Source organism: Pseudomonas sp. GL_117, from assembly GCF_057835125.1.
The window spans coordinates 2,867,254-2,885,998 of the sequence record NZ_CM174418.1; the positions used below are offsets into that span (position 1 = coordinate 2,867,254).

Annotated in this window: 14 protein-coding genes; 1 reads left to right on the forward strand and 13 read right to left on the reverse strand. The window is 62.7% G+C overall.

Annotated features, from left to right (window positions below):
• Positions 1–2: 2 nt before the first annotated feature.
• From mexE to AC3ISR_RS12840, 5 genes are all read right to left on the reverse strand, one after another.
• Positions 3–1,244: a multidrug efflux RND transporter periplasmic adaptor subunit MexE gene (gene mexE, locus AC3ISR_RS12820; RefSeq protein ID WP_489324776.1), complete on the reverse strand. Its 1,242-nt coding sequence runs from the start codon at positions 1,242–1,244 to the stop codon at positions 3–5.
• 357 nt (positions 1,245–1,601) lie between these two features.
• Positions 1,602–3,812 (reverse strand): GMC family oxidoreductase, encoded by a 2,211-nt coding sequence (locus AC3ISR_RS12825; RefSeq protein ID WP_463984486.1) that lies wholly within the window; start codon positions 3,810–3,812, stop codon positions 1,602–1,604.
• Entirely contained in the window at positions 3,809–4,321 is a 513-nt protein-coding gene (locus AC3ISR_RS12830) for a sorbitol dehydrogenase (RefSeq protein ID WP_192301160.1), read from the reverse strand. Before AC3ISR_RS12830 ends, AC3ISR_RS12825 begins: the two co-directional genes overlap by 4 nt.
• Positions 4,318–5,685, reverse strand: a complete 1,368-nt coding sequence (locus AC3ISR_RS12835) for a cytochrome C (protein WP_489324777.1) — start codon at positions 5,683–5,685, stop codon at positions 4,318–4,320. Before AC3ISR_RS12835 ends, AC3ISR_RS12830 begins: the two co-directional genes overlap by 4 nt.
• A 153-nt stretch (positions 5,686–5,838) precedes the next feature.
• On the reverse strand, positions 5,839–6,375 hold the full coding sequence (locus AC3ISR_RS12840) for a sterol desaturase family protein (protein ID WP_192301158.1): 537 nt from the start codon (positions 6,373–6,375) through the stop codon (positions 5,839–5,841).
• A gap of 253 nt (positions 6,376–6,628) precedes the next feature.
• Between AC3ISR_RS12840 and AC3ISR_RS12845 the strand changes: the two genes are divergently transcribed.
• On the forward strand, positions 6,629–7,969 hold the full coding sequence (locus AC3ISR_RS12845) for an ABC transporter substrate-binding protein (RefSeq protein ID WP_463984484.1): 1,341 nt from the start codon (positions 6,629–6,631) through the stop codon (positions 7,967–7,969).
• A gap of 843 nt (positions 7,970–8,812) precedes the next feature.
• Here AC3ISR_RS12845 and AC3ISR_RS12850 read toward each other — a convergent pair.
• The 8 genes from AC3ISR_RS12850 to AC3ISR_RS12885 all read right to left on the reverse strand — a co-directional run bounded on the left by AC3ISR_RS12850 (position 8,813) and on the right by AC3ISR_RS12885 (position 18,684).
• A complete protein-coding gene (locus AC3ISR_RS12850; protein ID WP_489324582.1) occupies positions 8,813–9,850 on the reverse strand; it encodes an IS110 family RNA-guided transposase in 1,038 nt (345 codons plus the stop codon).
• Between the two features lie 91 nt (positions 9,851–9,941).
• Positions 9,942–11,558, reverse strand: a complete 1,617-nt coding sequence (locus AC3ISR_RS12855) for a dipeptide ABC transporter ATP-binding protein (RefSeq protein ID WP_489324778.1) — start codon at positions 11,556–11,558, stop codon at positions 9,942–9,944.
• Positions 11,555–12,448 (reverse strand): ABC transporter permease, encoded by an 894-nt coding sequence (locus AC3ISR_RS12860; protein WP_192301004.1) that lies wholly within the window; start codon positions 12,446–12,448, stop codon positions 11,555–11,557. Before AC3ISR_RS12860 ends, AC3ISR_RS12855 begins: the two co-directional genes overlap by 4 nt.
• A gap of 3 nt (positions 12,449–12,451) precedes the next feature.
• Positions 12,452–13,402 (reverse strand): ABC transporter permease, encoded by a 951-nt coding sequence (locus tag AC3ISR_RS12865; protein ID WP_489324779.1) that lies wholly within the window; start codon positions 13,400–13,402, stop codon positions 12,452–12,454.
• Positions 13,399–15,012, reverse strand: a complete 1,614-nt coding sequence (locus AC3ISR_RS12870) for an ABC transporter substrate-binding protein (protein ID WP_192301009.1) — start codon at positions 15,010–15,012, stop codon at positions 13,399–13,401. Before AC3ISR_RS12870 ends, AC3ISR_RS12865 begins: the two co-directional genes overlap by 4 nt.
• Positions 15,013–15,074: 62 nt before the next feature.
• Positions 15,075–17,507, reverse strand: a complete 2,433-nt coding sequence (locus tag AC3ISR_RS12875; protein WP_192301002.1) for a TonB-dependent receptor plug domain-containing protein — start codon at positions 17,505–17,507, stop codon at positions 15,075–15,077.
• A 323-nt stretch (positions 17,508–17,830) separates the two neighbouring features.
• The gene (locus AC3ISR_RS12880; RefSeq protein ID WP_305392623.1) at positions 17,831–18,250 is read right to left on the reverse strand and encodes a DUF6691 family protein; all 420 of its coding nucleotides are present in this window, start codon (positions 18,248–18,250) and stop codon (positions 17,831–17,833) included.
• 2 nt (positions 18,251–18,252) lie between these two features.
• Positions 18,253–18,684, reverse strand: a complete 432-nt coding sequence (locus AC3ISR_RS12885) for a YeeE/YedE family protein (RefSeq protein WP_463984481.1) — start codon at positions 18,682–18,684, stop codon at positions 18,253–18,255.
• Between the last annotated feature and the right edge of the window lie 61 nt (positions 18,685–18,745).

Sequence of the window (18,745 nt, forward strand, 5' to 3'; positions counted from 1 at the left end):
CCTTAACCGCGTGGAGTCGCGACGGCTGCGAGCTTGGGCGCGGTTTTTTCCGGCGCCACTTGCTCCAGGTTGCTGGCTTCAAGCGCTTGTCGTTGTTGGGCCAAGGCGGCGAGGGTTTCCTTGCTGGCCATCGGGATGGTTTGCGGGGCGACCGGCGAGCCAGGGCGGATGCGCTGCAGGCCTTTGACGACGATGGTGTCGTCCTTGCCCAAGCCACTGCGCACGATGCGCAAGCCTTCGATCTTCGGCCCCAGTTCCACCGAGCGATACGCCGGCTTGTCGCCTTCCATCACCAGCACGAACTTCTTGCCCAGGTCGGTGCCGACGGCTTCGTCATTGATCAGCACGGCGGAATAGGTGCCACTGCCGACCAGTTTCAGGCGTGCATACAGGCCAGGGGTGTAGCGGCCGTCTGCGTTGTCGAACACCGCACGCCCACGGATGGTGCCGGTGGCCGGGTTGACCTGGTTGTCGACGAAGTTCATCTGGCCCAGGTGCGGGTTGCCGGTTTCGTTGGACAGGCCCAGGTACACCGGGGTGGTCGCACCACGACGGCCTTGGCGGGCCAGTTCGGTGTACTTGAGGAACACGCGCTCGTCGGCGTCGAAGTAGGCGTAGACCTTGTCGGTGGAGACCACACTGGTCAGCGCGGTGACATCGGCGGTCACCAGGTTGCCGGCGGTGATCTCGGCACGGCTGACGCGGCCGCTGATCGGCGAAGTCACGCGGGTAAAGCTCAGGTTCAACTTGGCCAGGTCCAACTGCGCCTGGATGCCGGCGACAGCGGCGCGGGCTTCCTTGGCGGCCGTGGTGCGCGACTCGGCCAGCTCGGCGGAGATCGCGTTGCTTTCGCGCAGGCGCTCGCCACGTTGTGCTTCGTTTTCACTGCGGCTGGCGGCGGCTTTGGTCTGTTGCAGTTGGGCTTCAAGGCGGCGCACTTCAGCCTGGAACGGACGCGGGTCGATCTGGAACAGCAGGTCGCCTTTCTTCACCAGTGCACCTTCGGTGAAGGCCACTTGATCGATCTGCCCCGACACCCGTGGACGGATCTGCACGGTTTCCGGCGCTTCCAGGCGACCGGTGAACTCGTCCCACTCGTTGACGGGTTGCTCAAGCACCTTGGCCACGCTGATCTGCGCAGGGGGCATGGCGGCCGCTTGTTCCGGGGTCTTGCCGCACGCGCTCATCACCACCACGGCCAAGATTGCCAGGGGGAAGCGCAAATGTTTGAGTGACTGTTCCATGAGGTGCATCCGCCAATGTATTTGAGATGGGCGGATCATGCGCGGCGAGGTGCTATGTCACGAATCGAATGAAGCAAAGGTAACTATCATTCGGAATGATATAAGCGCGGGATTAGCCCTCTAGCATGGGCTTTTCGTTAGGGTGCTATCAATGTCGGTGATGACAAAGGACTGTTGCGGGGCGTGCAACAGCAAAACTGAATAGCAGCACCGAAGCATGTGCCGTACTCGTTCAAAACTGTGGGAGCTGGCTTGCCTGCGATGAGGGTGTGTCAGTCATACATTAATTGACTGACAGCCCCTTATCGCGGGCAAGCCCGCTCCCACATGTGGAGATCCATGTATCAGGTCGACAAGCTACACCGTGCCGAACCCCACCTGCACCGTCAGCGCCCCTTGGTTATCCCCCAGTCCAATCCCATACCGGCCCTCCAGATCATCATTGATACACAGCTGCAATTCCCCCGTCAGCCCCGGCGGAACCGCTGCCAGATCGCCCACCAGAAACGGCGTCCCACCACTGCCTACACGCCCGATCAGCGCGCCTTCATTGGCCCCCGGCAACGTATACCCGGCCTTGGCGATCAACCCCGGGCTGCCGTTGCCATCCACCATGCCGCCCACCGGGCTGGCCAGCCATTTGCCGCTGACATAACGCACCAGGCGTGGGCTCGGCCCGCTGATCTGCACGCCGGTGCCTTGCCATGGTTGGTTGGCCTGCACCTGCACGGTCACGGCCTTGAGGTCGTTGCACAGGGTGTCACCGGCCTGGATCGACAGCGCGGCGATGGTCAGGCTCGGGTTGGACGTACCCGTGGTGGGGAACACGCCGTCGCCGACCAGGAACAGGTTGGCGTGGTCCCAACTGCGCTGGTATTTGTCCACCACCGAGGTCTTGGGGTCGGCGCCCATGCGGTAGGTGCCCATCAAGTGCCCGGCGCCCTGGAACGAATAGGATTCGCCCTGATAGACGAACACCCCCGGCTGGATGTCGGCCGTCAGTTCGGTGGCACCGAGCAGTTCGGTAATGATGTGGCTGGCCAGGATGCGCGCCTGTTTGAAGCCCTCCTTGGTGTAGTCCGACAGGTCGTAGTGGATCTCCGGGCGCGGGATGCCCAGGCGGTCCTTGTATTGGCTCGACGGCACGATGTAGCAGTTGGCGTTGTCGGGATCTTCCTCGACTTGCTCCACCAGGAAGCCCACGCGAAATTGCCGGGTCAACAGGTTGTTCAACTGCTGTACCAGCGCCGTGCCGAATAGCGTCTGCGTGGTATCGCCGCTGTTGGGCAGCGGGTTGGTACGGCTGACATTGCTGCCATCGATGAGGTCGGCAACGGTGGTGTAGGGATCGCCAATCGGCCAGTTGAAGCCTTCATTGCCGATCTCGATACGCCACGCCGCACGTTGGCTGCGAAAGGCGCCATCGCGCAGGCTTTCAATCCCCGAGGTCGACACCGGCCCGCGGTACGGGAACACCGTCTTGCCTTCAGGCATCAAGCCCCACGCCAGGTAGATCGGGTGGTCCGCCAGGCTGCGCCCGACCTGGCCGCTGCTGTTGGCGACGCCTTTGGGCCAGGCGCTGCTGGTGGAGTTGAGCAGCAATTTGGGCGTCTCGATGGCATGGGCGGCGATCACATAGCGCTGCCCGATTGCCACCCCGGTGCCGGTTGCCGGTCCGTCGCCCAATTGATACTGGATGAACTCGATGCCACTGATGGTCTTGTCCGCCGCCACCGTAACCTTGCTCGCCACGGTCTTGTACAGGACCCGCACGTTGCCGGTGTTGAGCGCGTTGTTCATGGTCACCGTGGCGTCGTACTTGGCCTGGATCGGGCAGATCGGCGTGCAGTTGGTGTTGCCCGCACACACGCGGCGCCCGGCATAGGGCTGGGAGTTGCGCCCGGCCGGCGTCGGGCTCACCACCAGGGGCAGGCCCTGGAACGCCTGGCCCTGCACCGCGCTGACGAAACTGCCGTCGACCAGTGACAGCGGGATGCTGGTCATCGGGTATTCGTAGTTCTGCGGGAAGGTAATACCGAGGTAACCCTGGTCGGCCACGTTCGCCGCCACGCCGATTTCCGCTTCGGCGCGGCAATACGCGCTTTGCAGGTCGTTGTAGCCGATCGGCCAATCGACCCCGACGCCGTACAGCGACTTCATGCGAAAGTCATTGGGCAACATGCGCAGGCAGGTGGCAACCCAGTGCCAGGTGGTGCCACCGCCCACGCGCTCGTAGGTGCTGGTGAACGGCAGCGGGCCTTTCTGCACCAGGTAACTGACGTCGGGATTGTCCCAACCCAGGATCAGGTCGGCGATGGTCGCGCGCGGGGCATTCTGCTCGGCCGGGTTGCGTGCCGGGCTCAGGGTGCTGACCGGCGGGTAGGGCGACTCGGGGGTCTTGAGGGTCGCGGTGTAGAAGCGCTCCAGGTACTGGTTACGGTTCGCCGGGATTTCCGGGCCGGACTCCAGCACCAGCACTTTCACGCCCGCCAGGCCCAGTTGATAGGCAATCAGGCTGCCCGCAAGGCCCGCGCCGACGATCACTACATCTGCTTGTTCAGTACTCATGACGATGCTCCTGGCTGGAGGCTGGCGGCCACCCCGGTGAAGTCCTCAAGGCTGGGCGGCGGGCTGTTCCAGTAGCCGAAGAAGAACTCGCTGTAACCCATCGGGTGGGCCTGGGCGATGCTCCACGCCCAGCTTTGGGTGTAGGCCTCGTCGCTGACCACGGTTTGCTCACCCAGCGGGAACGCCCCCTGGGCATACGGCTGATACCACACGCCGAGCAGCCACAGCTTCATGATCGCGCGCGCCGCCAGGGCGGTCTGGGTGGTGGCGGGCTGGCCGTTCTGCATCAGGATCGCGGTGCCGATCTGCTGCGGCGTCTGTTGCTCGGCCAGCAGCGAAGCGTATTGGGCGAGCAGGGCGCCAAGTACGTTCTGGCCCAGGCGCGGGCCGATGAAGTTGAGAAACGTGGTGGGCAGGCCGATGGGGTCCACGGAGGGCGCCAGGCGTTCCTGGTCGATGCCGGTAAGCACCACGCTCAGGCCGGTGAAATTGTCGAGGTCGGTACTCATGGCTGACTCCCTGTCGCACCTGTGGATTGGGCGCGTTCGAGCAGGTAGGTGAAGTCCGCGAAGCTGGTGCGCGGCGACTGGGTCACGTGGGTCGCGGCATTGCCGTGGCAGGCGATGCAACTGGACGACGCCTGGGGCACGGTGCCCTGGATATAAGTCTCCAAGGTCGCATTGGCCAGGAACGACGGCGCCGGCTTGCCCAGCGGTACGGTGGCCGAGATCTGGCACGGAGGCTGGCCGGTGAGGGTCGGCCACTGGGTGCTGATCAACTGGTAGTTGGCCCACACGCTGTTGGGGTTCACCGTGCGCAGCAGGGTCTGGTAGGTGTTGTTGAGGGTCTTGGTCGCGTCGGTCAGCGGGATCTCGCGCACGATCTGCGACGGCGTCGCTTTCACCGCCGGGTTCCACGGGCGTGGCGGCGGCTGGTTGACCTCGGCCTGGCTGCTGGCGTTGTAGAACAGATACGGGCCCTTGCGCTCGGCCGGTGGCGTGGTCTTTTCCGGCACATTGTCGACGTGCTCGAAGGTCGACCACACCCACTGCGGCGCACTGGTGGTCTTGTGCACGATATGCAGGCCTACCAACCCGACCGGCTCGGCCACGCAGGATTCAGCCACCACCGGCCCCTTGCTCGGGTCGCTGTTGCCCGGCGTATACACCAACGCATCCACCGTATGGAAACTGCCGGGCTTGTCGTTGCCATCCAGCACCTTCCACGAGGCCTTGACCATCAGCGAACCGACCTGGCTGGTAGCCGGGTCGCCGCAACTGAACGCCACTGCGTTGGTCGGGCTGGCGGCAAAAAACGCCTGTTGGCCCTGGATGCTATACAGGCCGTTGTTGACGATGCCGTCGAACATCGACTGATTGACCACGATTTCATTGCGGGTGTACACGCCGCTCTGGTCCACCAGCGGGCCGCTTTCAAACGGTTGGATAAACTCGTCGAGCACATCCGGGACCTTGCCCATCTGCTGCAACAGGCGCCCGGAGCCCTTGCCTTCACAGGCCGGCGGTACGGCTGCCGGGGCGTGATAGGGCTGTGGCTTCTGCCCTTGGGGCAGGAAGATCTGGTAACTCTCCCGGTAGCCTTCCCACACCGTGGCCGCGTCCTGCTGGCCGATCTGCATGCCGGTGTTGGGGTTGCCGTCGGCCAGGGCCGGCCAGTTCAGTGCAATGAATGTCTGCCACGACATGTCATCGAAGTTCTGTTGCAGGCTGGTCAGGGAAAACGGCGGGGTCGCCGTGACATCGAAGGGGATTTGCGTAGACAGCGTGGGGGCCGCGACGACCAGTGGGCTCAGCAGTGCGCCGAACAGCGCGCAGCCGAACCCGGGCCGGGGGCGATGGGTTTCCGTTCTCATCGTTATCTCCTGGGCATCAGGCGTCAGGAGACAGTGGGTCCGTCATGGACTCTTCAATGCGCCTCCTGGCACGGGCTTGAGATTAGATAACGTTGGAATGACCGGTGGTTCTGCGACTAGATTTATTCGTAATAAAAACAATCGCTAACGGCGTCAAGCAGGTTCCTTGTCGGCGCGGCGGGTTTCGGCGCGGATAAAGGTGCGGAACACGTGGTCCCACAGCGGCGAAGAGACCCCGAAGTTCTTCTCGATCCCCTGGCGATGGTGCAGATCATGATTGGCCACCAACCGTGGCATAAAGCGGTAGGCCCAGTGCTCGGGACGGTGCATCACGTAGTGCACCGAGATATAGAACCCATAGCCCGCGACTGCGCCGACGAAGGCCGAGGTCAGCCCGGTGTACCAGGCCAGCAGGAGCAGGATGGCGAAGGTCGAACTGGTCTTCCAGCTGGAAACACCGATATAGGCCAGCACGTCGACGTGGTGGGTCCAATGCTCGCGGCGATACAACGAGTGGAACAGGAAGCGGTGCGCCGAATATTCCACCAGCGTCCAGGCCAGCAGCCCCATCAGGGCCAGGCCCAGGTCGAATGGCGCGAGGTAGAGCGCCAGCAGGATAAAGAGGGGCACGGTGAAAAAATCGAGGTAGTAAGCGAGCGATGACATCAGCCATTTATTGGAAGCAGCCATGTGCGGAATATCCCTATAGTGCGAAAGGCGGCGGCAATTGGAGCACAGATTCAAGGCGCAGTGTTGGTGACGCAACAGCGGTTCAAGAGATTGTCCGATTGCCTGCTGGAGTCCGCACTCCTGATGCGGATCAAGTCATTGAATACATTGATTTATTGGTTTGGCATGAATTGTGTTTCCAGTTGATTGAAGCACTCGCTGCCTCAACCCGACCACGGGAGGGGAACCCCACCCTTCACAAGAAACCACACCCATGCACAACCTCTTGCAACGCACCCTGATCGCCAGCCTGGTGGCGCTCACCACCTTGGGCACGCTCCGTCCGGCGGCCGCCCAGGCTGCCAATGATCAACAGTTCATCCCGCTGGCCACTTATCGCGTCGGCGCCTATGCCTCCAGCGGCATCCCGTGGTGGGCAGGGGAGATTGACTACTTTCGCTACATCAACGAAGTCGAAGGCGGCGTGAACGGCGTCAAGCTGGTTTGGCAGGAATGCGAGACCGAGTGGAAAACCGACCGCATCATCGAATGCTACGAGCGCTACAAAGATGGCCTGGATGGCGCACCCACCGGGTTTTTCTTCACCCACAGCACGCCTGCTTCCTACGCTTTGATGGATCGTGCGGCGAAGGACCATATCCCGCTGATCGACGGTGCCGGTGGGCGCACCGAGTCCACCGATGGTCGCGTGTTCCCTTATGCCTTCCCGCTGCTGCTCAACTACTACGGGCAGGCGTCGGTGGGCATCAACTACATCGCCCAGCGCGAAGGCGGCCTGGACAAGCTCAAAGGCAAAAAGATTGTGACGGTCTACCACGATTCCGCCTACGGTCGCGAAACCCAGGCGGCCATGCAGTTGCTGGCGCACAAGTATGGTTTCGACAACATCCAGATCCCCGTGGCGGACCCGGGCAACGAACAGTCGACCCAGTGGCGCCAAGTGCGCCAGCTCAACCCGGATTGGGTATTCCTGCGCACCTGGGGCGTGTCCACCCCGGTGGCGATCAAGACCGCCGTGCGCTTTGGCGTCCCGGTAGACCGCCTGATCGGTGACGTGTGGGCGGGTTCCGAAGCCGATGTGATTCCCGCCGGCACGGCCGCCAAGGGCTATCAGGCCCTGGCGCCGTTTCCGGGTGGCGACGGTTTTGAGATTCACCGCAAGCTCAAGCAGTACATCCTCGATCCGGGCAAGAGCAACCTCAAGGACCCCAGCTATTTCGGCAAGGTCTACTACAACATCGGTCTGATCAATGCCGCGATTGCCGTCGAAGCGCTGCGCACCGGCCAGGCCAAGTTTGGCAACCGTGCGCTCAACGGCGAAGAAACCCGCTGGGCATTCGAGCATCTGGACATCGATGCTGCACGCCTCAAGGCCCTGGGCTTTGAAGGTTTGTTGGCGCCGTTGAAGCTGTCGTGCGCCGACCACGAAGGCGGCGGCTCCGCCCGCGTGCAGCAGTGGGATGGGCAGAAGTGGGTATTGGTGACGGATTGGCTACAGGCTGACCGCGCCACGTTGCGCCCACTGATCGAGGCCAAGTCCGCAGCATATGCCGAAGAGAAAGGCCTCGCCCCGCGCGATTGCGCATCGCAATAACACCCAAACGCAAACTTGTAGTGAGCGGGCTTGCCCCGCGCCGGGCGGCGAAGCCGCCCTAAAACCAGACATCCCGGTCTCCCTGAAACACCGCATCGGTCTTATTGGGGCGGCTTCGCCACCCAGCGCGGGCAAGCCCGCTCACTACAGTTTGTTGACCGTGCGTATTGGCTACAGGCTGATCGCCCCGCGCGATTACGCATCGCAACCACACCCAAACGCAGACCTTGTAGTGAGCGGGCTTGCCCCGCGCCGGGCGGCGAAGCCGCCCTAAAACCAGACACCCCGGTCTCCCTGAAACGCTGCGGCGGCCCATTTGGGGCGGCTTCGCCACCCAGCGCGGGCAAGCCCGCTCACTACAGTTTGTTGACTGTGCGTATTGGCTACAGGCTGATCGCCCCGCGCGATTACGCATCGCAACCACACCCAAACGCAGACTTGTAGTGAGCGGGCTTGCCCGCGCTGGGGGGCGAAGCCGCCCTAAAACCAGACATCCCGGTCTCCCTGAAACACCGCATCGGTCTTATTGGGGCGGCTTCGCCACCCAGCGCGGGCAAGCCCGCTCATACATGGACGCCCCCAGTATGCCAAGCTCTCAAATCGTGAAAACGCAGACGGGATAAGGTTGCAGCCATACATCCGGACTTTAAGTGAGGCTGTACCTCTGTCCCTGATGGAATTCGCTGATCGGGTTCTTATCACTACAACGCGCTCGAAGCGCTGTGAGCGGAGCAGAATTACCCGATCCCGGTCCTACCTGTCTTGCCATCACGTTATGATCGCCTGAGCAACCTTGGAAGTATTCCTTTCCAATGCATCACTGCCTTTGTTCAACCGCCCCGACTACGCCCCTGTTACATCTGGGGTGTAGTCGAGGCGGAACCTGCTGCCGTGGGCCAATAATGCCCAGGCTATTCGAACCGTTTTATTCGCCTGTGCCACAACCGCGACGTTAGTGTTACGACGCGCCAATAACCCCTTCAACCAATCCGCTGAAGGGTCTGTCTTACTTTCCACCACGCGAACGACTGACCTAGCGCCATGAACCAGCAAGGTGCGTAAATAGCCATCTCCCCGCTTGCTGATCCCCAATAATGTGGGCTTTCCTCCGCTGGAGTGTTGTCGCGGCACCAACCCGAGCCAGGCCGCCATTTGCCGGCCATTAGCGAAGTTTTTTGCGTCCCCCACCGACGCCACCAGAGCTGTCGCGGTGAGTGGTCCCACTCCTGGCATTTCTGCCAAGCGGCAACTGGCCTCGTTGGCGCGATGCCATTGTTGGATCTCTCGCTCCAACTCAACGACTTGTCGGTCCAGCTCTTTTAGATGTTCGTGCAAGCGCTGCATCAGTTGACGAAAAGATCCAGGAAGGTCGTTTTCATAATCTTCCAAAATGCCTGGCAAACGCTCGTTGATATGCCTGATTCCTTGTGGCAAGACCACGCCAAACTCAGCAAGAAGCCCGCGAATCGAATTAGCTTGCGCCGTCCGGGCTTTTACAAAACCTTGGCGCGCACGATGTACGGCAAGGATGGCTTGTTGCTCAACCGTTTTAACTGGCACAAAGCGCATATTGGGTCGAGTGACGGCTTCACAGATTGCCTCTGCATCGGCCGCATCATTCTTGTTCGACTTCACATAGGGTTTCACAAATTGCGGCGCCATCAGCTTGACCGTATGGCCAAGAGAATGCAGCTTTCTTGCCCAATAATGAGCGCCACCGCAGGCCTCCATGCCAATCAAACACGGTTCTAGCGTGGCAAAAAAAGGCACAACCTGCTCACGTTTAAGCTGTTTCTTCAGCGCCGTCTTGCCTTGTTCGTCGATGGCGTGAAGTTGAAACACTGCTTTTGCCAAGTCAATCGAAACAGTCGTAAGCTTCATGTGGACGCTCCCTTCCGTTAAGTGTGGGTAACACTTTCACTTTGGCACATAGATGCCGTTAGGAAGGGGGCGTCCATTCCATTACTACAGGTCAGGCGGCGGTGGCTTGTTGCCCGGGAATGGCGGCAATCAGTTCGCGGGTGTAGTCGCTGGCAGGGTGGTTGAAGATGCGTTCCACCGAGCCTTGTTCCACCACCTTGCCGTTGCGCAGCACCAGCACTTCGTGGGCAAAGTTGGCCACCACCGACAAGTCGTGGGACACCAGTACGTAGGCGATGCCCATTTCCCGTTGCAGCTCTTCCAGCAGGTCGAGGATGTGCGCCTGCACCGACACGTCGAGGGCGCTGACCGGTTCGTCGAGCAGCAGCAGGTCCGGTTTCAATGCCAGGGCCCGGGCGATGGCGACCCGTTGGCATTGGCCGCCGGACAGTTCGCGGGGCAGGCGGTCCAGGTAGCTGGCCGGCAAGTGCACGCGGCTGATCAGTTCCCGCGCCGCCTGTTCCAGGGCCGGGCCCTTGAGCAGGCCGAACGACACCAGTGGTTCGATGAGGCTGTCGTACACGGTGAAGCGCGGGTCCAGCGCCGCAAACGGATTCTGCTGCACCAGTTGCAGGCGCTGGCGCAGCGGGCGGAATTCGCGCCAGCTGAGGGGGGTGACGTCCTGCTGTTCGAACCAGACCTGGCCCTGGGTTGGTTTTTCCAGGCCGAGGGCAATGCGCAGTGCGGTGCTTTTGCCCGAGCCGGATTCGCCGACGATCGCCAGCGTCTGGCCCGGGTATACCTCCAGGCTGAGGTCGTCCAGGGCGACGAAGGTCGACGCCTCGCCTTTGACCTTTGGCAGCGCGAAGGTCTTGCCGACGTGTTTGAGGCTGAGGATCGGCTCTTCCATCGGGTCAATCCGGATCAGCGGCGCACGCCGTTTGGCAAATGCCGGGGCGGCAGCAATCAGCGCCCGCGTGTAGTCATGCCGTGGCGCCGTGAGGATTTGCCGCGGTGCGCCTTGCTCCACCAACTCACCCTGTTGCATCACCACAATCCGGTCTGCGCGGTCGGTGGCCACACCCAGGTCGTGGGTAATGATCAACAGCGAAATCCCGCGTTCGGCCACCAGGCGCTGCAAGTGATCGAGAATCTTGCGCTGCACCGTCACATCCAGGGCGCTGGTCGGTTCGTCGGCGATGATCAGGCGCGGATTGCCGGCCAACGCGATGGCGATCAGCACGCGTTGGCGCATGCCGCCGGAGAGTTCATGGGGGTATTGGCGCGCACGCAGCACCGGCTTGTCGATGCCAACGTGTTGCAGCAACTCGACAATGTCTGCATCGACCCCGGGATAACGTTTGCCCTTGGCCAGGACCAGCGCCTCGGCGATCTGCTGACCGACGCGCAGGGTAGGGTTGAGACTGACCATCGGGTCCTGGGGAACCAGCCCGACGGTGCGTCCGCGCACGCTGCGCTTGTGCCGTTCGCTGGCGTGGGTCAGGTCGTTGCCGTTCACCCACAGCTGGCCGGCGCTGATCTGCCCGTGTTCTGGCAACAGGCCGAGGATGGCGTTGGCCAGGGTCGATTTGCCGGAGCCGGACTCACCGACAATCGCCACCGTCTCACCGCTGGCGATGGTCAGTGACAGATCGCGTACGGCTTGAACGTGTTGCCCGCCGGAGCGGTAGCTGACACTCAGTTGGCGAACATCGACTAAAGCGCTCATCGCTGAATCTCCTCGAACGTGCGGGCAATATGGTTAAGGCTGAATACCACGGCCACCAGGAACAGGCCGGGCAGCAGTGACACCCACGGCGCGGTGATCAGAAAGTGCCGGCCGTTGGCAATCAACGTGCCCCATTCCGCTTCCGGGGGGACTGCGCCGAAGCCGAGGAAACTCAGCCCGGCCGTTGCGAGGATCGCCGCGCCGAAATCGAGTGTCGCCAACACCGCCACCGGGCCCCAGGCGTTCGGCAGAATGTGCCGCAGCAAGGTGCGCCCCCAGCTCGCGCCACCGAGGCGCGCGGCTTCGACGTAGGGTAGGGTCTTGACCCGCAGCACCTCGGCGCGGGTGGTGCGGGCAAACCCCGGGATGATGCCGACGCCCACTGCGATGGCCACCGGCACCGTGCCGAAACCGATGGCGGTGACAATCGCCAGGGCGAGCAGCACCCCGGGGAGCGCCAATAACACATCGACAAAACGCATGATCACCGCATCGATCCGCCCGCCGGCAAAGCCCGACAGAATGCCCAGCCCCAGCCCGCCCACCAGCGCAATGCCGACGGCCAGCGACGCGGCCAACACCGACAGGCTCGCGCCAAAGACCACGCGGGTATACAAGTCGCGGCCCAGTTCATCGGTGCCGAACCAATGGGTCAGGTTGGGCGCGCGCAGCTTGTCGACGGGTGCTGTGGCGTAAGGGTCAAAGCCGGTCAACAACTGCGGCGCAACGGCCGCGACCAGCGCAAACACCACCAGCAACAGCGCCAGGGCGAACCCCGGCCGGCGCAGCAACGGCAGCACCACGGCGCCGGCGCGTTGCAGGCGGCTGCGGCGTCGCCACAGGGTAGGGCGGGAGCTGGCCGGGATCAGGTTCTGCTCAAGGATCGTCATGGTCTAGGACACCTTTGGCGTGTGGGAGATACGCGGGTCGAGCCACGGGTACAACAGGTCCACCAGCAGGTTGACCAGCACAAACGCGGCCGCCGACACCGCGACAATCCCCAGCACCACGGGAATGTCCTGGCGCAGCACCGCCTCTTGCGCCAGGCGGCCGATGCCGGAGCGGGCGAAGATGGTTTCCACCAGCACCGCGCCGGACACTGTATTGCCCACTTGCAAGCCAATCAGCGTGAGGATCGGCAGCGCCGCGTTCTTGAAGCCGTGGCGCGCTTGCACCTGGGCGCGGCTGAGGCCCTTGGCGTAGGCCGTGACGATGTACGACTCCTTCCACACCCCCTGGAAACTGCGTTGCAGCACCTGGGCGTACACCGCGGCGCTCGGGATCGCCAGGGTGACTGCCGGCAAGACGAGGCTTTCAAAACCCCGGCTGCCGGTGGCCGGAAACCAACCCAGGCCGAAGGCGAACACCTGGATCAGCAACAACCCCATCCAGAACACCGGCACCGAAAAACCCAGCGACGGCAGGCGCGTCAACGCCTGCTTCAGCGGTCGCCAGCGGATATAGGCGGTCAGATAAGCCAAGCCGATCCCTGCGAGCAACGACAGCACGATGGCCAGGCCGGCCAGGGACAGCGTCTGCGGTAAACGCTCCATCAGCAACTCCGCCACCGGACGGTTCAGCGACAGCGACTGGCCGAAGTCACCGCGCACTGCACCGGACAACAGGCTGAAATACTGCTCGAACACGCCCTTGTCCAAGCCGTAATAGGCTCGCGCCTTGGCCAGGTCTTGCGCCGACAGCGCGTCGGCCTGCATACCCGAGGCACTGAGCATCAGCGTCAGGGTATCGCCCGGCAGCAGATACAGGATGAAGTAGGTGATGCTGTAGGCGCCCCATAACACCAGCAGTGCTTGGCCGACACGGCCGATCAGGTAGCGGCTCATGGTGTACCGATCTCGATGTCACCCAGCAGCGCGAAGCCCTCGGCGGTCCAGCGGAAGTTCTTCACCTTGGCCGACGTCGCGGCCTGCCACACACGCTCGTATACCGGAAACGCCGAGCCCTCATCGATCAGCAGGTCTTGCAGCGCGCCGTAGGCCGCTGCGCGCTGCTGGCCCTGGGTGGCGGTGATGCCCGCGTCAAACAAGTCCTTGGCCCGCTCGAGTACCGGCGGCTCGAAAATGTTGGTGGCCACGGTCGCGCTGTTGGCGCTGCGCGGATCGAGGATGGTTTGCAGGATGATCGGGTCGGCGCGGGTCATGTAGTTGATGGTCAGGTCGTAGTTGCCCGCCGAGTTGTTCGCCACCCATTCGGCGCGGGTGACCACGTTGAGTTTCACTTCGATGCCGACCTTGCGCAGTTGGTCCTGCAGCAACACATCGCCTGCGGTTTCCGCCGGGCTGATGTTGTAGCTCAGGCTCAGGCGCTTGCCGTTTTTCTGCCGATAGCCGTCGGCGCCCTTGGCCCAGCCCGCGCTGTCGAGCAAGCGTTCGGCGCCCGCCGGGTCATAGGCGAGCTTGTCGCCCTGGCTCTTGAAGTACGGCGTGGTCACATCAAAGATGCCGTCGACCACGGCGAACTCGGAGTTGTAGACGGTGCTCGCGTAGCTCTTGCGGTCGATGGCTTTCTGCACGGCCAGGCGCACTTGTTTGTCCTCCAGCACGCGGCCGCCACGGGTATTGGGGAACAGGTTCAGCGACGGCCCTGGCAGCGAACGGCTCTGGATGGTCGCGCCTTTGGACTGGAACAGTTTCAAGTCCACTTCGGAGAACGGGTTTCGCGGCCACAGGATGTCGGCCTTGCCTTGCACGAACAGGCCGTTGCGCACGCTTTCTTCGGGGATGTAGGTGACATCGACCGCGTCCAGGTGCGCTTCGCCCTGGTTTTTCATATTGGCCGAGGCCCAGGCGTAGCCTTTGCGTTTGGTCAAATGCGCGCCGACTTCCGGGGTGTAGCTCTGCAATACGAACGGCCCGGTGCCGATGATCTTGCCCAGGGAGCGTTCCTTGACGGTGAGCGCGTAGGAGGCGGGCGCGAGGATCGACAGGTTGGTGGTGGACGTGGCTTGCAGGAAGCCCGCGTTCGGTTTGTTGAGCACCAGCTTGACGGTGAAATCGTCGACCACTTCGGCATGGTCGTAGCCCGCCAGGTAGGTCGCGCCGAAGGTCGCCGGCAACTGGGTGGCCAGGGCCTTGTCGCTGTCGAAGGCGGTTTTCACGGCCTTGGCATCGAAGCGCTCGCCGTTGCTGAAGGTCACGCCTTCGCGCAAGTGGAAGGTGTAGGTCAGCGCGTCGTCACTGACCTCCCAGCTTTTGGCCAGCCACGGGATGATCTTGCCGGTTTCCGGGTCCTGGTCGGTCAGGGACTCGGCGATGTTGCGCAACAGCACCCGGTGCTCCAGCCAATAGACCTGGAACGGGTCGATGCTGACCAGGATGGTGTTGTCGCCAAAAAACGCGATGTTCAGGGTTTTGCTGGCCTGGGCCTGCTCACCCGAAGGTGAACAGCCGGCGAGGGCCAGGGCGAGTGCGCAGGGGGCCAGCAGACGGCTCATCAAGTTGGCGGTATTCAATGGGTTGCCCTCATGTGGCGATTCAAGTGCATGCAAGGTGTGGATCAGAAGTCGTAGGCGAGCTTGGTGTACCAGTAGCCGCCGCCGGGGTAGAACGGCGGGTTGCCATAGGCGGCGAGGCCCAGGTTGCTGTACACCGCGTGTTTGTCGGGGCGCACGTCGAAGATGTTGGTGCCGCCGATGCTCAGGGTCAGGCTGTCGACGAAGGTGTAGCTGACGTCCAGGTCGGTGATCCACTTGGCGCCAAAGCTGCGGTCGCCGCTGGGGTTGACGGCCAGGGTCTTGACCGCGCCGTAGCGCGCGGTTTGCAGGTTCACCGCGAGGTCGTCGAGCTTCCAGTTGGCGCCGAGGATCCACTTGGTCTTGGGCGTGGCGTCGGTGAGGTCGCCGGCGCGGTCGCGGCCGACCAGGGTCACGCCGGTATTGGCCAGCGCGGCGGGGGTGTCGCGGCTGTCCTGGATCGTGGTTTTGTTCCAGTTGAACCCCAGGCTCCAGCGCACATCGCCCAGCGCATCCAACGGCGTGGTGTGGTCGGCAACGATGTCCAGGCCTTTGGTGCGGGTGTCGAAGGCGTTGGTGTAGTAGTTGACCCAGGTGCCGGACGGCACGCCCTGGGCGGTGAGGATGGCGTTGATCGCGCCGTTGCCACGGTCGTAGAGGTTGCTGGTCAGGGCGATGCGGTCGTCGATGTCGATCAGGTAGGCATCGGCGGTGATGCTGGTGCGTGGCGCGGGTTGCCAGGTCAGGCCGAGGCCCAGGTTGCGCGATTTTTCCGGCTTGAGGTCATCGCCGCCAAGGGCCTTGGCCAGGTTGCTGCCGGACGGGGTCAGGCGGGTGACGGCGGGCACCACGTTGCCATTGGCGTCCAGGGCTACGCGGTTGTCGGCCACGGTGTAGCCGATCTGGGTCAGCGATGGCGCGCGGAAACCGGTGCCGACGGTGCCGCGCACGGCCACGGTGTTGGTCAGTTCGTAGCGCGAGTTCACTTTCAGGCCGAAGGTGTTGCCTGAATCGTCATCGTAATGCTCGACGCGGCCGGCGACGTCGAGGAACCACTTGTCGGTCAGGTCAAAACCCAGGTCCAGGTAGCCGGCGTAGTTGTTGCGGATCAGGCTGACTTCATCTTCCGGGCGGATCGTCACCGCCGCCTGCGCACCCGATGCGGCCGGGTAGGTGCCGGTGATATACGCCTCGCGGTCGCCGGCGAAGGTGCTGAAATGCTCCCAACGGTGCTCCAGGCCGGCCGACACCTGCACCGGCGGGGTCAGGTTGAACAGGCTGTCGTAGCGCCGGGTGAAGTCGAGGTTGTTGACCCACTGCTCAAACCGGAAGGTTGCCAGGTTGTCGAATTTGGTCGGCGATGCGCTACCCAGGGACGGGTTGATATTCAGGTCGCTGGAGTGGTGCACATTGTTGCGCCCGTAGGTGGTGCTCAGGTCCCAGTTCCACTCGGCCAGCTCACCCTTGCCGCCAAACAGCAATTGATAGTCGCGGTCCTTGATGTTGTTCAGCGGGAAATAACCGTCGGGGAATACCTCCGGCACGGCGGCGGTGCCAGTGGGCAGGCGCAAGTAGTTGGCCGCTTCGGCGTCGCGTTCGCCGTAGGTGGAGAACGAGTACAGCGTAAGGTCTTCCAGGGGCAGTTCGGCGTTGTAGGCGAGGTTGAAGGCCTTGAGATCGGGGTCGCCGTTCTTGATCGCGACGCGGTCCCAGGCGGCTTCCTTGGCCGGGTCGTTGAAGGCCCTGACGCTGCGGTCGGCCTTGTCGTTCCACGACGCGTTGCCGCGCTTGCGCGCGTCGGCGGACAGGTGGAAGAAGCCGCCTTCGCCGAGTTCGAAGCCCTGGTCACCGGCGACCTTGATGGTCTCGCCCTGGCCGGAAAACAGCTGGCCGTAACTGGTTTCGAGGTGGCCGCCGCTTTTGCTGTTCTTGAGGATGATATTGATCACGCCCGCCACGGCATCCGAGCCGTACTGGGCGGCAGCGCTGTCTTTGAGCACTTCGATATGGTCCACGGCACTGACCGGGATCAGGTCGATGTCCACCGCGTTTGCGCCGCTGTTGTCGATGGAACCGCGCTGGCCGGTGGCGCCGTTGTGGCGACGTTTGCCGTTGACCAGCACCAGGGTGTACGCCGGGCCCAGGCTGCGGTTGCTCAACGGCCGCGTCACCGAGTTGTAGCCGGCGATATTGGTGCCGAAGTTGAACGACGGCAGCAATTTGGCGATTGCCTCGGACAGTTCCGCACGGCCGGTCTTGAGCAGTTGGTCGCTGTTGATCACGTCAATCGGTGCCGGGCTGTCAGCCACGGTACGTTGCTGACCGCGCAGGCCGGTGGAGATCACGGTGACGGTGTCGAGCTTGGCGTCTTCGCTCGCGGTTTCGGCGAATGACGGCGCAGTCGCCAGCAGCAACGAGCTGGTGAGCAAGGACAGGTGGAACTTCTTCAGAGGGGCGGCAGAGGCGATGTCGGGCATGTCAGTGGTAGTCCATTGAGTCTGGCACTGGCCCTTGGTGTGGGTACAGCTTCAAAAGCGGGGTAGGGAAGTCGTCTAGTGTTTTGAAGATATTCCTATAAAAAACCTGAGTGAAATTCTTTTTTGGAATAAGCTAATTATTAGAAATTGGCATCTCCTGGTTAATTAAGATCATCTATTTTTATGATATTGACCGTCTGGCCGATAAAACCGGCCGCGGTCTGTATGGCCGTGTGCCTCGCAGAACCTGCCCGCACGCCAGACCCCACGCTTTTTCCCGCCTGACCCGCCCAGAACCACCCGCCGTCTCGCGTCTATTCACGTCATCGGCCTTTACGGGATTCAAGCCCGGCAAAAATCAACATCCCCACCACCATCGCCAGCGTGAATACAACCACCTGCCACCGCCCTGTCAGCAGCAATGCCAGGGCGGGTCCGGGGCACAGGCCGGCAATCGCCCAGCCCATGCCAAACAGCAGGCTGCCCAGTACCAGTCTTCGATCGATTTTCCGGTTAGTCGGCATTTGGAAGGGCGCCCCCAGCAGTGACACCTGAAGACGCCTGGCGAAGTAGAACGGCACGCTGCTGACAGCCAGGGCGCCCGCCATGACCAACGCCAGGGACGGGTCCCAGTCGCCGGCCAGGTCAAGGAAGTCCAACACTTTCGCCGGGTTGGTCATGCCGCTGAGATGCAGCCCGAGGCCAAAGAGCAAACCGGCAATCAATCCAGCTAATTTGCGCATGTTCAGGCTCCGATCAGATGGCGAATGGCATAAACGCAGGCAAACCCGCTGCCCATGAAGCAGCAAACGGCGACCAGCGAGCGCGGCGACAGGCGGGACAGCCCACAAATGCCATGCCCGCTGGTACACCCGGCGCCATACCGCGTGCCGATGCCCACCAACAGCCCAGCGGCGACCAACGCGTAGCCACTGGCCTGGAATGACGATTCGGGCAACTGCGCAACGAGTGACCACACCCAGGGTGAGATCAGCAGGCCGACCACAAACAGCCCTTTCTCTGCGCGGCCGTCGCCACCCTTGTTCAACAGGCTGCCCAGCAGGCCGCTGATACCGGCAATACGACCGTTGAGCAGGATGAACAGGCCTGCCGACAGGCCGATCAGTGCGCCGCCGAGCAGCGATGTCCAGGGGGTGAAGTGAATCGAGAGGCTCATGTCGAGTGCTACCTGAATCTAAAGTGATGAGCCGTATCGATAGCACAATTTGTCAGATGGG

Excerpts from the sequence above, each read along its gene's own strand:
- AC3ISR_RS12855 (WP_489324778.1), bottom strand. The coding sequence starts at position 11,558 with ATGAGCGCTTTAGTCGATGTTCGCCAACTGAGTGTCAGCTACCGCTCC.
- AC3ISR_RS12880 (WP_305392623.1), bottom strand. The coding sequence starts at position 18,250 with ATGCGCAAATTAGCTGGATTGATTGCCGGTTTGCTCTTTGGCCTCGGG.
- AC3ISR_RS12870 (WP_192301009.1), bottom strand. The coding sequence starts at position 15,012 with ATGAGCCGTCTGCTGGCCCCCTGCGCACTCGCCCTGGCCCTCGCCGGC.
- AC3ISR_RS12875 (WP_192301002.1), bottom strand. The coding sequence starts at position 17,507 with ATGCCCGACATCGCCTCTGCCGCCCCTCTGAAGAAGTTCCACCTGTCC.
- AC3ISR_RS12835 (WP_489324777.1), bottom strand. The coding sequence starts at position 5,685 with ATGAGAACGGAAACCCATCGCCCCCGGCCCGGGTTCGGCTGCGCGCTG.
- AC3ISR_RS12840 (WP_192301158.1), bottom strand. The coding sequence starts at position 6,375 with ATGGCTGCTTCCAATAAATGGCTGATGTCATCGCTCGCTTACTACCTC.
- AC3ISR_RS12860 (WP_192301004.1), bottom strand. The coding sequence starts at position 12,448 with ATGACGATCCTTGAGCAGAACCTGATCCCGGCCAGCTCCCGCCCTACC.
- AC3ISR_RS12830 (WP_192301160.1), bottom strand. The coding sequence starts at position 4,321 with ATGAGTACCGACCTCGACAATTTCACCGGCCTGAGCGTGGTGCTTACC.
- AC3ISR_RS12845 (WP_463984484.1), top strand. The coding sequence starts at position 6,629 with ATGCACAACCTCTTGCAACGCACCCTGATCGCCAGCCTGGTGGCGCTC.
- AC3ISR_RS12850 (WP_489324582.1), bottom strand. The coding sequence starts at position 9,850 with ATGAAGCTTACGACTGTTTCGATTGACTTGGCAAAAGCAGTGTTTCAA.
- mexE (WP_489324776.1), bottom strand. The coding sequence starts at position 1,244 with ATGGAACAGTCACTCAAACATTTGCGCTTCCCCCTGGCAATCTTGGCC.
- AC3ISR_RS12885 (WP_463984481.1), bottom strand. The coding sequence starts at position 18,684 with ATGAGCCTCTCGATTCACTTCACCCCCTGGACATCGCTGCTCGGCGGC.
- AC3ISR_RS12825 (WP_463984486.1), bottom strand. The coding sequence starts at position 3,812 with ATGAGTACTGAACAAGCAGATGTAGTGATCGTCGGCGCGGGCCTTGCG.
- AC3ISR_RS12865 (WP_489324779.1), bottom strand. The coding sequence starts at position 13,402 with ATGAGCCGCTACCTGATCGGCCGTGTCGGCCAAGCACTGCTGGTGTTA.